General features: G+C 63.1%; 11 protein-coding genes. 1 reads left to right on the top strand and 10 read right to left on the bottom strand.

The genetic code is table 11. From position 1 onward, the window contains the following. The first annotated feature begins 111 nt into the window (after positions 1-111). Positions 112-2457, top strand: coding sequence for a Tex family protein (locus tag LDZ21_RS06135; RefSeq protein WP_244794622.1), 2346 nt, complete (start codon positions 112-114; stop codon positions 2455-2457). A gap of 65 nt (positions 2458-2522) precedes the next feature. Here LDZ21_RS06135 and LDZ21_RS06130 read toward each other — a convergent pair whose 3' ends face one another. The 10 genes from LDZ21_RS06130 to der all read right to left on the bottom strand — a co-directional run bounded on the left by LDZ21_RS06130 (position 2523) and on the right by der (position 13788). Further along, complete coding sequence (locus LDZ21_RS06130) at positions 2523-4415, bottom strand: potassium transporter Kup (RefSeq protein WP_035968302.1); 1893 nt, start codon at positions 4413-4415, stop codon at positions 2523-2525. Positions 4416-4682: 267 nt separating this feature from the next. Next, complete coding sequence (locus LDZ21_RS06125; protein ID WP_035968301.1) at positions 4683-5243, bottom strand: phosphoribosyltransferase; 561 nt, start codon at positions 5241-5243, stop codon at positions 4683-4685. 103 nt (positions 5244-5346) lie between these two features. After that, positions 5347-6693 carry an adenylosuccinate synthase gene (locus LDZ21_RS06120; RefSeq protein ID WP_244794621.1) on the bottom strand — a complete coding sequence of 449 codons (1347 nt, stop codon included), beginning with the start codon at positions 6691-6693 and terminating at the stop codon, positions 5347-5349. Positions 6694-6822: 129 nt separating this feature from the next. Beyond that, a complete protein-coding gene (locus LDZ21_RS06115; protein ID WP_244794620.1) occupies positions 6823-7995 on the bottom strand; it encodes an ATP phosphoribosyltransferase regulatory subunit in 1173 nt (390 codons plus the stop codon). A gap of 116 nt (positions 7996-8111) precedes the next feature. Beyond that, positions 8112-8297 (bottom strand): DUF2065 domain-containing protein, encoded by a 186-nt coding sequence (locus tag LDZ21_RS06110; RefSeq protein WP_244794619.1) that lies wholly within the window; start codon positions 8295-8297, stop codon positions 8112-8114. Between the two features lie 62 nt (positions 8298-8359). Further along, a complete protein-coding gene (gene hflC, locus LDZ21_RS06105; protein WP_244794618.1) occupies positions 8360-9256 on the bottom strand; it encodes a protease modulator HflC in 897 nt (298 codons plus the stop codon). Positions 9257-9267: 11 nt separating this feature from the next. Continuing rightward, the gene (hflK, locus tag LDZ21_RS06100; RefSeq protein ID WP_244794617.1) at positions 9268-10644 is read right to left on the bottom strand and encodes an FtsH protease activity modulator HflK; all 1377 of its coding nucleotides are present in this window, start codon (positions 10642-10644) and stop codon (positions 9268-9270) included. Between the two features lie 55 nt (positions 10645-10699). Next, the gene (gene hflX, locus LDZ21_RS06095) at positions 10700-11977 is read right to left on the bottom strand and encodes a GTPase HflX (protein ID WP_244794616.1); all 1278 of its coding nucleotides are present in this window, start codon (positions 11975-11977) and stop codon (positions 10700-10702) included. 86 nt (positions 11978-12063) lie between these two features. Further along, positions 12064-12300, bottom strand: coding sequence for an RNA chaperone Hfq (hfq, locus tag LDZ21_RS06090; RefSeq protein ID WP_006999489.1), 237 nt, complete (start codon positions 12298-12300; stop codon positions 12064-12066). 147 nt (positions 12301-12447) lie between these two features. Further along, entirely contained in the window at positions 12448-13788 is a 1341-nt protein-coding gene (gene der / locus LDZ21_RS06085; protein ID WP_244794615.1) for a ribosome biogenesis GTPase Der, read from the bottom strand. Positions 13789-14006: the final 218 nt, after the last annotated feature.

Raw genomic sequence — 14006 nt, 5'->3', positions numbered from 1 at the left:
TCGTCACGGCGTCCGGCGGCGCCGGCCAGGCGCACGTTCGCGCACTCCCACGCATGCCCGGAGCATGCCCCGCCGCCGCTTCCCTGACGAGCCAGCAGACAGCGCAGAACCATGACGGAAACCGTAGCACTCAAGATCGTACAGCGCATCGCCACCGAACTCACCGTGCAGCCGCGCCAGGTCGCGGCCGCCGTGCAGCTTCTCGACGAAGGCTCGACTGTCCCGTTCATCGCCCGGTATCGGAAGGAAGTGACCGGCAATCTCGACGACACGCAATTGCGCACGCTCGAGGAGCGCCTCCTCTATCTGCGCGAGCTGGAAGACCGCCGCGCTGCCATCCTCCAAAGCATCGACGAGCAAGGCAAGCTGAGCGACGAGCTGCGCGGCGCAATTGAAGCCGCCGACAGCAAGCAGGTGCTCGAAGACCTCTATCTGCCGTACAAGCCGAAGCGCCGCACGCGCGCGCAGATTGCCCGCGAAGCCGGCCTCGAGCCGCTCGCGCAGGCGCTGCTCGCGGACCCGACGCTCGATCCGCAGACCGAAGCCGCCAGGTTCGTCGATGCCGAGAAAGGTGTCGCCGATACCAAAGCCGCGCTCGACGGCGCCCGCGACATCCTGTCGGAGCAGTTCGGTGAAACGGCCGAGATTCTCGGCAAGGTGCGCGACTACCTGTTCAATCAGGGCCGCGTGATGTCGAGTGTCGTCGACGGCAAGCAAGGCGAGGAAGCCGAGAAATTCCGCGATTACTACGACTATAGCGAGACGATTCGCACCGTGCCGTCGCACCGGGCGCTCGCGCTATTTCGCGGCCGCAACGCCGGCGTGCTGTCCGTGAAGCTGGGTCTCGGCGAGGAACTGGACGCGCAAGTGCCGCATCCGTGCGAAGCGATGATCGCGCAGCACGTTGGCATCGCCAATCGCGGGCGCGCCGCCGACAAGTGGCTCTCCGATGTGTGCCGCTGGTGCTGGCGCGTGAAGGTGCAGCCGCATATCGAGAACGAATTGCTGACGAAGTTGCGTGAAGAAGCCGAGCACGAAGCAATTCGCGTCTTCGCGCGCAATCTGAAGGACTTGCTGCTCGCTGCGCCCGCGGGTCCGAAGGCCGTGATCGGTCTCGATCCGGGCCTGCGAACGGGCGTGAAGGTCGCGGTCGTCGATCGCACCGGCAAGCTGCTGGCCACCGATACGATTTTCCCGCACGAGCCGCGCCGCGACTGGGACGGCTCCATCGCAAAGCTCGCGCGGATCGCACGCGAAACGCAAGCGGAACTCGTGTCGATCGGCAACGGCACGGCGTCGCGTGAAACCGACAAGCTCGCGAGCGAACTGATTGCGAAGCATCCGGATCTGAATCTGCAGAAGATCGTCGTGTCGGAAGCGGGCGCGTCGGTGTATTCGGCGTCGGAACTCGCGGCGAAGGAGTTTCCGGAGCTGGATGTGTCGCTGCGCGGCGCGGTGTCGATCGCGCGGCGTCTGCAGGACCCGCTCGCCGAGCTGGTCAAGATCGAACCGAAGGCAATCGGCGTCGGCCAGTATCAGCACGACGTGAATCAGCGGGAACTTGCGCGCTCGCTCGATGCGGTCGTCGAAGATTGCGTGAACGCGGTCGGCGTCGATGCGAATACGGCGTCCGTCGCCCTGCTCGCCCGCGTGTCGGGGCTGAATGCGACGCTCGCGCGCAATATCGTCGACTATCGCGACGCCAACGGGCCGTTCCCCTCGCGCGAGCACCTGAAAAAGGTCCCGCGTCTCGGCGACAAGACCTTCGAGCAGGCCGCGGGCTTCCTGCGCATCAACAATGGCGAGAATCCACTCGACCGTTCGTCGGTACACCCGGAAGCGTATCCGGTCGTTCAGCGCATTCTCGCGAAGATCAACAAGCACGTCGGCGATGTGCTCGGCAAGCGTGAGGCGCTCGCGGGCCTTTCGCCCACGGAATTCGTCGACGATCGCTTCGGCCTGCCGACCGTGCGCGACATTCTCGCCGAACTCGAAAAGCCGGGCCGCGATCCGCGTCCCGAGTTCAAGACGGCGACGTTCCGCGAGGGCATCGAGAAAATTTCGGATCTCGCGCCGGGCATGGTGCTCGAGGGCGTCGTGACGAACGTCGCGGCATTTGGCGCGTTCGTCGATATCGGCGTGCACCAGGATGGTCTCGTGCACGTATCGGCGATGTCGACGAAGTTCATCAAGGACCCGCACGAAGTCGTGAAGGCGGGTCAGGTCGTGAAGGTGAAAGTGCTCGAAACCGATGTGAAGCGCCAGCGCATTTCGCTGACGATGCGCCTCGACGACGACTTCGCAGCGGCATCGGCGAGCGGCGGCGCGGGTGCATCGGCGCGTGGCGGGCAGGATCGTCGCGCTTCGGGCGGCGGACGCGATGCGCGGGGCAACCAGCGCCGCGAGCCGGAAGCCGCCGGTGCGATGGCCGCGGCTTTCGCGAAACTCAAACGATAAGCGACTTGCGGTGCCAACAAAAAACCCACGCCGAGGCGTGGGTTTTTTTTCGAGCGTCTCGGCGCTCAGATTTCGATCTTCGTCCCCAGTTCCACGACGCGATTCGCCGGAATGCTAAAGAAGTCGGTCGGCTTCGCGGCGTTCTGATGCATCCACGCGAACACGCGTTCACGCCACACCGACATGCCGGGCAACTCCGTCGGCACCACGGTCTCACGCGCCATGAAAAACGACGTGTCCATCAACTCGAAGGTCATCGCGTGCGCGCGCGTAATCTGTTCGAGGACCGCCTTCACATCGGGCGTCTCGTTGAAGCCGTACGCAGCCTTCACGAGAAAGAGACCGCCCGTGACGTCCTTCACTTCCAGCCGATGCGCGTCGTCCACATAAGGGATATCGCGCGTGATGAAATTCAGAAAGATGGTCCGCTCGTGCAGCACCTTGTTGTGCTTCAGGTTGTGCAGCAGGCTGACCGGCACGAGCGAATCGCTGCCAGTGAGATAAATGGCCGTGCCCGACACGCGATGCGGCGGGTGCGCAAGCAAGCCTTGCAGGAACGGCATCAGCGGGATGCCGTCGGCGGCCGTGCGATCCTTCACGATCATGCGGCCCTTGTACCAGGTCATCAACAGGAAGAACAGCGCCCCGCCGATGCACAGCGGCAGCCAGCCGCCCTGCTCGATCTTCAGCAGGCTCGCGCCGAAGAAGCCGATGTCGATGACGAGAATCATCGCGATCATCGCGCCGACCAGAAAGCGGTTCCATCCCCAGAGGTTCGTCATCACGACCGACACGAGGATGGTGGTGACGAGCATCGTCGCGGTGACGGCGAGACCATACGCGGCCGCCAGGTTTTCCGAACTCTTGAACCCGACCACGATGCACAGGATGATGAACAGCAGCATCCAGTTGACGAGCGGAATATAGATCTGCCCGATCGCCAGTTCGGACGTATGCAGGATCTTCATGCGCGGCACGTAACCGAGCTGGATCGCCTGACTCGTCAGCGAATACGCGCCGGAGATGACGGCCTGCGATGCAATCACCGTCGCGATCGTCGACAGAATCACGAGCGGCAGCAGCGCCCATTCCGGTGCGAGCAAAAAGAACGGGCTTTCGATGGCCTTCGGCGAGTGCATCAGCAGCGCGCCTTGCCCGAAGTAATTCAGCAGCAACGACGGCATCACGAGCCCGTACCAGCCGTAGCGGATCGGCCTGACGCCGAAGTGGCCCATGTCCGCATAGAGCGCTTCCGCGCCGGTCAGCACCAGCACGACCGAACCGAGCACGATATACGCCTGCAGCACGTGATCGGCCATGAACGAGACGGCGTAGTACGGATTCAATGCAACCAGCACGCCCGGCGCGAGCACGATGTGATAAGCGCCCAGCACCGCGAGCGTGCCGAACCAGACCAGCATGATCGGCCCGAAGAGCTTGCCTACCACGGCGGTGCCGTGACGCTGAATCCAGAACAGCATCACGAGAATGACCATCGTGATGGGAATCACGTAAGGCGAGAGCTTCGGCGCGGCGATCTCGAGACCTTCGACCGCCGATATCACGGACATCGCCGGCGTGATGACCGCATCGCCATAGAACATGCATGCGCCGAAGATGCCGAGCATCATCAGCACACCGGAAAGACGGCCGGAGTCTTTCACGCTGCGTAACGCGAGGGTCATCATCGCGAACACGCCGCCTTCGCCGTTGTTGTCGGCGCGCATGACGAAGAGCACGTACTTGATGGCCACGACGATGACGATGGCCCAGAACAGCAGGGAGATGACGCCGAGGATGGAGGCTTCGGAAAGCGCGATGCCGTGGGTTGGGCTAAAGGCTTCCTTCAAAGCGTACAGTGGACTCGTGCCGATGTCGCCGAAGACGACGCCGATTGCCGCGAGCGCAAGCGAATGCAAAGGCTGTTTGCGCTCTTGCGCGTGAGTCATGTTAGTCATAAAAGCGAGAGATCCGTCCAGGGCGGAAGAAAACCGAACGCCATTCTATCTAACGTCGCACGCAAAGACGTCTGCCTGCGTGTTGCTCACGCACCACGACAGACGCGAGTAAGAGTTTAGCATCGTGCCCCGAATGCGTAAGCGGCGCGGCACGCCTTTGCAACACGGTCGCGCTGAAAGGCGGCCGGAAAGCAAAACGCCGTTGCGTCGGGAGAAAACCCCGGCGCAACGGCGCAGTGCATCGAAACAAACAGGACGGCGCGATGCTCAAACGCGGCCGTTCTGCGTGCCTCGCTTGATCCAGGCGCCGAGGTTGTGAGGACGCACGGTGTCCCACTCCTCGAACGGCTGATGAATCCACGGATTCGTTTCGAGAAACTGCACGTGATAGTCGGGCTTGACCTTCGAGCACGCCTTGTACCAGAGCACCGCCGAGCGCACTGCGGTGATCGCGGGATAACGCTCTTTCAGATGGTCCTGCACGCGCGCCAGCGTGACGCCCGAATCGACGAGATCGTCGACGAGCAGCACGTTGCCCGACAGTTCGCCGCGCGTCATCGTGATGTACTGCGCGATGTCGAGGTCGCCCTGCTGCGTGCCCGCGGCCTCGCGATACGAACTCGTCGCAAGAATGGCGAGCGGCAGGTCGTAGATGCGCGAAAGCTGGTCGCCGACGCGCAGGCCGCCGCGCGCGAGACACAGGATTTTGTCGAACTTCCATCCCGAGTCGTGCACGTTCAGCGCGAGAATTTCGATCAACCGGTGATATTCGTCCCAGTTGACCCAGAGGTTCTTTTCGTCGTTACGCGGGTCGGTCATCGCGATCATGTGAGGCTCTTTCGATTGCATAGTGCGGTTATATACGAAATGTGGCCGCATGAAGCGGCCACATTCTTTACAGCGTCCGGTTCAGGCCGAGGCTTGGGCGCGCTCAGACCTTGAACGGATGACGAAGCAGGATGGTTTCGTCGCGGTCAGGACCGGTCGACACCATGTCGATCGGCACGCCCGCCACTTCCTGCACACGCGTGAGGTAAGCACGCGCGTTCTCGGGCAGGCTGTCCCACTGCGTGATGCCGACGGTGCTTTCCTTCCAGCCGCCGAACGTCTCGTAGACCGGCTCGCAGCGCGCCACTTCCGATGCGCCGCGCGGGAGGATGTCCAGCGCCTTGCCGTCGAGCGTATAACCGACGCACAGCTTCACTTCTTCCAGGCCGTCGAGCACGTCGAGCTTGGTCATGCACAGGCCCGTGATGCCGTTGATCTGGATCGAGCGGCGCAGCGCGGCGGCATCCAGCCAGCCGGTGCGGCGCGGACGGCCGGTGACCGAGCCGAATTCCTTGCCGACGGAGGCGAGCGTCACGCCGACCGGGTCCTGGTGCTTCGGATTATCCGCGTCGTACAGTTCGCTCGGGAACGGGCCGGCGCCCACGCGCGTGCAATACGCCTTCGTGATGCCGAGCATGTAGTTGAGCTTTTGCGGACCGACGCCCGCGCCAGCCGTCGCCGCACCCGCGACGCAGTTGCTCGACGTGACGTACGGATACGTGCCGTGGTCGATATCGAGCAGCGTGCCTTGCGCGCCTTCGAACAGCAGATTGCGGCCAGCGTGGTTTTCGTCGTACAGGCGGCGGGAGACGTCCGTGACCATCGGCGCGAGACGGTCGGCGTAGCCGAGCATCGTGTCGAGCGTTTCCTGATAGTCGACTTCGGCTGCACCGAGATATTTCGTCAGCACGAAGTTGTGGAAGTCGAGCACTTCACGCAGACGTTCTGCGAAGAGCGGCGCGTCGAACAGATCCTGCACGCGCAGGCCGCGACGGGCCACCTTGTCTTCGTACGCCGGACCGATACCGCGCCCCGTCGTGCCGATCTTGCCGGCGCCGCGCTTGGCTTCGCGCGCCTGGTCGATGGCGACGTGGTACGGCAGAACGAGCGTGGCGGCTTCGGAAATGAACAGACGCTTGCAGACATCGATGCCCGCGGCTTCCAGTTCGTCGATTTCCTTGAACAGCGCCTGGGGGGACAACACGACGCCATTGCCGATGTAGCAGGCCGTGCCCGCGCGCATGATGCCCGACGGGATGAGGCGCAAGATGGTTTTCTTGCCGCCGATGATGAGCGTGTGGCCGGCGTTGTGACCGCCCTGGAAGCGCACGACGCCCTGGGCATGGTCCGTCAGCCAGTCGACGATTTTGCCCTTGCCCTCGTCACCCCACTGGGTGCCCACCACGACGACGTTGCGCCCCGGGTTCACATTCACTGCACTGGCAGACATGTTGATTCGTTAGCTGGTTAAAAACGCATTTTACCTATGTTCGCGGCTGTTTCCGAGTTTTTCGGGATGCATGCCGCGATTAGGTCTGGTTCACGCGCTTGCACGCGCGATGACGAAAGTCCTGGGCCGTCAGGCGCCGGAACGAGCCGGATTCACGCGCTCCTCGACCGCCCATTGCCCGTCGCGCTCGACCAGCACGCGATCGAATGCGAATTCGTCGAGATCGTGTTCGTGGCCCGGCAACGCCTGAATCACGACTTCGCCCGCATCGCGCAGCGTCGCGACGGCTGCGCGCAACGGTTCTTCGTGCTTCCACGGCGCGAGGATCGCGCTGCCGCGTGCATCGACGGGAGAAATGCGCGCCACTTCCCGCAGATCCAGCGAGAAGCCCGTCGCGGGCCGCGCGCGGCCATAGGCCGAGCCGACATCGTCGTAACGGCCGCCGCGCGCAACCGCGTTCGGCACGCCATCGACGTAAGCGGAGAACATCACGCCGCTGTGGTACGCGTAGCCGCGCAGGTCGGCCAGGTCGATCATCAGCTCGGCGCCGTCGGCGCGGGCGGCGAGGAACGCGAGGTCGTCGAGCGCCCGCGCGATCACCGGCAGATTCGGCAGACGCGCACGCGCCATTTCGAGCACCGAAGCATCGCCATAAAGCGAAGGCAGCGCGCGCAACGCCTCGCGCGGCACATGGCCGAGATGCGCCGTCAGTTCGTTGATGCGCGGCACGTCCTTGCTGGCGAGCGCGTCGTAGAGCGCTTCTCCGAGCGATGCCGCCGCCGGCTCCAGTTCAAGCAGCGCCGCGAGCACGCCCGCATGACACAGGTCGAGACGCACTTTGGACAAGCCCGCGAGGTGCAGCGAATCGAGCATCAATTGCTGAATCTCGAGATCCGCTTCCAGCCCGGCGTGACCGTAGATTTCCGCGCCGATCTGAATCTGCTCGCGCGTTGCGTGCAGGCCGCGCGGACGCGTATGCAGCACGACACCCGCATAGCAAAGACGCGTGACGCCCTGCCGGTTCAGCAAGTGGGCGTCGATACGCGACACCTGCGGCGTAATGTCCGCCCGCAAACCCAACGTGCGCCCCGACAACTGATCGACGAGCTTGAAGGTGCGCAGATTGAGGTCGCTTCCACCGCTCGTCAGCAACGATTCGAGGTATTCGAGCATCGGCGGCATGACGAGCTCGTAGCCGTACGAGCGAAACCGGTCGAGCAGGCGGCGGCGCAGCTCTTCGATCTTGCGGGCTTCCGACGGCAACACGTCGGCGATATTTTCGGGAAGCAACCAGGTGGACATCGATACGTTTCCTGCTTGGGCACGCGGCGCTCGCAAGCACGGCGCGCATGGGCGGATAGAGACAAAGATAGGCTAAATGGCGGAACCCCGCCGGGCGCTGCGATCCGCGAATCGACTTACGTGGCGATCCACAACAGGATCAGTCCGAGCGCCATCGCGATCAATCCGCCGATGCGGATGTGATGCGGCGGCCGTTCGGCGATACGGCGGAACGTGTCGCGCCAGGCCGTGGGAAAGACGAAGGGAAACATGCCTTCGATGATCAGCATCAACGCAAGTGCGAGCAGTATCGTCTCGACCATGTTCTCGGGAAGAAGGCGCCGCGCGCGTGTTTATTCACCTCTGGCGCGCGGCGCGGGTACGGTCAGCGTTTCGCTGCGGCAGCGGATGCGTCCGCACCGCCGTTCGGGCTTTTCATGAAGCGGAAGAAGTCGCTGCTCGGATCGACCACGATCACGTCGCCGGGCTTGAACGTCTTCTTGTACGCCTCGAGGCTCTGATAGAACTGATAGAACTGCGGATCGCGTCCGTATGCGTCGGCTGCGATGGCGGCGGCCTTGCTGTCGCCTTCGCCGCGGATCGACTGCGCCTGACTGTAGGCATCGGCGAGAATCTGCTGCTGCTCGCGTTCCGCATCGGCCTTGATCTTGTCCGCTTCCGCCGTGCCTTTCGCGCGCTCGTTCGCCGCTGCCTGCTGGCGCGCCGCGATCATGCGCTTGTAGACCGAATCGGCCACCGCCGACGGAAAGTCGATACGCGTCATCTGCAGGTCGACGAGCTGCACGCCGAACGCTCCGGCCGCGCCTTCCACCGCCTTCAGCGCTTCGTTCTCGAGCGCCTGCTGATTGCCGAGCGCATCGGTCAGCGAGCGATTCGCGAACGCGCTGGCAAGCGCAGTGCGGGCGAGCGCGATCAGACGCTCTTGCGCGGTTTGCGTGTTCTTCTCGTTGCTGACGAAGAGCTTGAGCGGATCGGCCACGCGATACTTCACGACCGTATTCACCAGCACTTCGTTCTTGTCCGACGTCGTGAAACGATCGGCGCCGTTCTCGTCGATGGTGAGCGTGCGCGTGTCGATGAGCGTGAGCGTCTGGAACGGCGGCGGCAGCTTGAAGTGCAGGCCGGGACCGTCGAGGCGCGGGTTGCTGTCCCCATGAGCGGCGACGATGGCGGCGTGCCGTTCGTCGACGGTGAAGACCATCGACGAACCGATAAACAGCACGATGACGACTGCGACGACGAGCGCAATGATTCGATTCATGTTCGCGCTCCTTACTGCAGGTCGTCTTGACGGCTGCGCGAGCGGAACGCATCGCGCGAGCGCAGCGGATCGCCACTCGCAGCACTGGCGCCGCTTGCAGGGCTTGCACCGCTCGCGGGCGCTGCTGCTGCCGGCGCCGAGGCGGGCGCCGTGGCTTGCGGACGCACCTGCGGTTCAACGGGAGCCGACGCGGCGCTGCCGGTGTTCGCCGCTGCGTCCCTGGCCTGCTGACGATTCGCGTCGATGAGCTTGTCGAGCGGCAGATAAATCACGTTATTGCCTGCCTTACTGTCCACGAATACCTTGGTAGTTTGCGAGTAGATCTGCTGCATCGTGTCCAGGTACATGCGTTGACGAATGACCGCCGGGGCCTTCGAGTATTCCGCGTAGACCTCCTTGAAACGCTCGGCGTCGCCCTGAGCCTGCGTCACCTGGCGGTTACTGTATGCGGTGGCTTCTGCGATCATCTTCGCGGCATCCGCCTTTGCGCGGGGCAGCAGTTGATTGGCGTAGGCCTCGGCCGTATCGCGGGCGCGCTCGTTGTCCTGCCGCACGCGCGAGGCTTCTTCGAACGCCGCCTGCACCTGAGTCGGCACTTGCACGCTCTGCACGGTCACGCCCGTCACCTGCAGGCCGGTGCGGTAGGCGTCGAGGGAGCGCTGGATGGATTCGGTCAGACGCGGGCGCAATGCTTCGCGGTCCTTGTAAAGCAGATCGTCCGTCGCTGCAGCGCCGGCGATTTCCCGGATCGCGGCCTGCCCCGCCTCGGTGACGCTCAGGTCGGGATCGGGATTGCGGAACAGGAAGTCGGTCGGCGACTTGATCTGATACTGCACGGAGAAGCGCACGTCGAGAATGTCGGCTTCGTTCGTCAACAGCGATGCATCGCGCACGTTGCGTTGCGAGAGCGCCGTGCCGCGTCCGATTTCGACGGATCGCACTTGCGACGTATCGACGATATCGTGCGACTGGAACGGATACGGCAAACGCCAGTGGATGCCTTGCGTCACCGTCTGCCGGTATTGCCCGAACTGCGAGACCACGCCGACGTGCCCATCCTGCACGACGAACACGCCGCTGCCGAGATAGATCGCGATGAGCACGCCAATGACGATGCCCACGCCGATGCGCGTGCCCCGCCCGTTGTCGCGCGGCATGCCGCCGTTCGGCTTGCGGCCGAAAATACCGGCGAGGCGGCGATTGAATTCGCGCCACATTTCGTCGAGATCCGGCGGGCCTTCTTCCTTGCCGTTGCCGCGCTTGCCGTCCTGCGGGCGCTTCGAATCGTTCTTGACGCCGTCGCCGTCGCCCCGCCCCCAGCGCGGATCGTTGATCGAAAAGGCCGCATGCATGCGCTGCCTGTTAGTCCGCTCGTTATAATCGTTCACTCAGTGATTCACCATTAGACAGCCGGTTCGATGCCGCGTCGGTCATGCGGAGCAGTTAGTGTCCGTGTTCAGGAACCTTGTGGCCGTCACGTTCTCCGGCTGGCCGGTGGTCTTCCGGCTGCGCGTTCTCGTCGTGTGTCTCGTTCGGCCCGGACTGCGTGGACTGCGGGAATTGCGTGGCTTCCGACATTTGCGCCGGCTCGCCTGTTTCGGCGAACACGCTCGGCACGCTTTCTTCGGGTTCGCCTGCTTCCGCTGAAGCAATTTCGGCGATGGCGGCGCGCAGCCCGTCGAGTCCCTGACCCGTGCGTGCGCTCAAAAAGACGCGCGAAATATTACCATACTCATCCCTTTCAACCGCCTCGCCGCGAGCCGCAAGCTCGGGCACGGCGTCGATCTTGTTGAAGACGAGAATCTGGCGGATGGAGTCCGCGCCGATGCTGTGCAAAACCTCGTTCACCTGATCGATCTGATCGAGACGCACCGGACTCGATGCGTCGACGACGTGCAGCAGCAAGTCGGCGTGAATGGTTTCCTCGAGCGTCGCGCGAAACGCCGCGACGAGCTGGTGCGGCAGTTCGCGAATAAAGCCGACCGTATCCGACACGACGACATGGCCCGCTTCCTCGCCGAGGAACACGCGGCGCGACGTGGTGTCGAGCGTGGCGAACAACTGGTTGGCGGCATACGCCTGCGCCTTGGTCAACGCGTTGAACAGCGTCGACTTGCCCGCGTTCGTATAGCCGACGAGCGACACCGACATCGTCTGATTGCGCTGACGCTGCCGGCGCTGCGTGCCGTGCTGACGGCGCAGCTTCGCAAGCCGCGTCTTCAGCGCCTTGATCCGCTCGCCGATCAGCCGGCGGTCGGTTTCGAGCTGCGTCTCACCGGGACCGCGCAAACCGATACCGCCCTTCTGGCGTTCGAGGTGGGTCCAGGCGCGAATCAGCCTCGTAGAGAGATATTGCAGCTGCGCGAGCTCGACCTGCAATTTGCCTTCATGGCTGCGGGCGCGCTGCGCAAAGATATCGAGGATGAGACTAGTGCGATCGACGACGCGGCGATTCAACGCAAGTTCGAGATTGCGTTGCTGCGCGGGCGCGAGCGCGTGATTGAAAATGACGAGATCGACGTCGTTCGCTTCGCAGGAAAGGCGCAGTTCTTCGACCTTTCCGCTGCCGATGAACATTTTGGCGTCCGGACTGGACCGACGGCCGGTGAGCGTAACGGCAGGATGGGCGCCCGCACTTTCTGCGAGCAGGCTGAGTTCTTCGAGACTGGCTTCGAAATCGATCTTGCCGAAATCGATGCCCACAAGCGCTGCGTTAATCAAATTATGTCTGGATAGTTTTTGAAGCGACCGGCGAGTTGCTCAATGTTCGAATTCGGAATGGCAACGGCGCGCCGGCCGCAACGAGGTTAGGACGATTCAGCGTCCGGGTGGAAATTCACCGGGCGAGCCGGCACGACCGTTGAAATGGCGTGCTTGTAGACCATCTGGGTGACCGTATTCCGGAGCAACACGACGTACTGGTCGAACGATTCGATGTTCCCTTGAAGCTTGATGCCGTTGACCAAATAGATCGAGACCGGCACGTGCTCTTTACGCAGTGCGTTCAAAAACGGGTCTTGTAACAATTGCCCTTTGTTGCTCATAGCAAACTCCGTGTTTTTTGCAGGTTAGAAGTATTGTGACGAAGAAAAAGAGATCCGCCGGCAATCGCTACACTATAGCCGATTTTCGTTTCCGCACCAGACCGGCCATTTGGCCAATGAGGCCGAAACGCTTGGCTCCGCGGGCGCTTACTCTTTGTCCGCGTAGGGGTTCTTGCTCGAGCGAAACTCTATGCGCAATGGAGTGCCGGCCAGTCCAAAAGTTTCTCGGAATCGGCCTTCCAGATACCGCTTGTAGGTATCGGTGACCGCATCGAGCGCATTGCCGTGCACGACGATGATCGGCGGGTTCTGTCCGCCCTGGTGCGCATAGCGCAGCTTCGGCCGGACCGGCCCGCGGCGGCGCGGCTGCTGAAACTCGACGGCCTCGATGAGCGCGCGCGTGAGCTTCGGCGTCGGCAGCTTCGCCATCGCGGCGGCATAGGCGTCATCGACCGACTTCATCAATGCGCCGATGCCCGTCTTCTCCAGCGCCGAGACGTAGTGAAATTTAGCAAAGTCCAAAAACTTCAGCTTGCGCGTCAAATCGGCCTTCGTGCGCTCGCGCACATGCGAGTCCAGCCCGTCCCACTTGTTCACGCCAACGACGAGCGCGCGTCCCTGTTCGACGACGAAGCCCGCGATATGCGCGTCCTGATCGGAGATGTCCTGCTGCGCGTCGAGCAGGAGAATCACGACATTCGCGTCTGAAATCGACTGCAGCGTCTTGACGACCGAGAACTTCTCGATCGCTTCGAAGACCTTGCCGCGACGGCGCAAACCCGCCGTGTCGATCAACGTGTATTTGCGGCCTTGACGCTCGAAATCAACATAGATCGAATCGCGCGTGGTGCCGGGCATGTCGAACGCGATCACGCGCTCTTCGCCGATCAGCGTATTGACGAGCGTCGACTTGCCGACGTTCGGCCGTCCGACGATCGCGATTTTCACGCCGTGCTGCGCCTTCTCTTCCTCGCTCTCTTCCGGCTGACCGGCATAGGCGATATCGAGCGCGTCGTTGATCATCTCGGTGACGCCGTCGCCGTGCGCAGCCGAAATCGCGCGTGGATCGCCAAGGCCGAGTTCGTAGAATTCCGACGCAACCGCCGTGTACTTCATGCCCTCTGCCTTGTTGACCACCAGGAAGAGCGGCCGGCCGGTCTTGCGCAGATAATCGGCGATCGACTTGTCCTGCGGCGCGAGCCCGTTGCGTCCGTCGACGATGAACACGACGATGTCGGCTTCCTCGACGGCCTGCCGCGTCTGACGCGCCATCTCGTGCAGGATGCCGTCCTTCGCGACCGGCTCGAAGCCGCCGGTATCGACGACGAGATACGGACGCTCCCCGCCTACGCGCCCTTCGCCGTAGTGGCGGTCGCGCGTGAGACCGGGCAGATCGGCGACGAGCGCATCGCGCGAACGCGTCAGCCGGTTAAAGAGAGTGGATTTCCCCACATTGGGGCGCCCGACGAGGGCAATCACGGGTTTCATCAGAGTTTGTTCACAGTTGAACGCAAGGCGATGGGCGAAACGCGCGGTACGGCGTCTTCGCCGCTTGCGCCGCGAGAATGGCTGCGCTTGTCGAAAATTAGCATGGATTCGGCTCGCCGCTTTGCAGCTTATGCCGCTGTCGGGCCGTCGCGCCGTGCACCGATGGTTGCCTTGCGCGGGCTTGTGTCGCGCGGCATCGGCGGCGCGCTTTGTTCTTT

The organism is Caballeronia grimmiae (assembly GCF_022879615.1).
In the GTDB taxonomy this organism is placed as follows: Bacteria; Pseudomonadota; Gammaproteobacteria; order Burkholderiales; family Burkholderiaceae; genus Caballeronia; species Caballeronia grimmiae.
This window is presented reverse-complemented; position numbering and strand designations above follow the sequence as displayed.

Coding starts and splice junctions, on each gene's coding strand:
- LDZ21_RS06135 (WP_244794622.1), top strand. CDS start 112: ATGACGGAAACCGTAGCACTCAAGATCGTACAGCGCATCGCCACCGAA.
- LDZ21_RS06130 (WP_035968302.1), bottom strand. CDS start 4,415: ATGACTAACATGACTCACGCGCAAGAGCGCAAACAGCCTTTGCATTCG.
- LDZ21_RS06125 (WP_035968301.1), bottom strand. CDS start 5,243: ATGATCGCGATGACCGACCCGCGTAACGACGAAAAGAACCTCTGGGTC.
- LDZ21_RS06120 (WP_244794621.1), bottom strand. CDS start 6,693: ATGTCTGCCAGTGCAGTGAATGTGAACCCGGGGCGCAACGTCGTCGTG.
- LDZ21_RS06115 (WP_244794620.1), bottom strand. CDS start 7,995: ATGTCCACCTGGTTGCTTCCCGAAAATATCGCCGACGTGTTGCCGTCG.
- LDZ21_RS06110 (WP_244794619.1), bottom strand. CDS start 8,297: ATGGTCGAGACGATACTGCTCGCACTTGCGTTGATGCTGATCATCGAA.
- hflC (WP_244794618.1), bottom strand. CDS start 9,256: ATGAATCGAATCATTGCGCTCGTCGTCGCAGTCGTCATCGTGCTGTTT.
- hfq (WP_006999489.1), bottom strand. CDS start 12,300: ATGAGCAACAAAGGGCAATTGTTACAAGACCCGTTTTTGAACGCACTG.
- der (WP_244794615.1), bottom strand. CDS start 13,788: ATGAAACCCGTGATTGCCCTCGTCGGGCGCCCCAATGTGGGGAAATCC.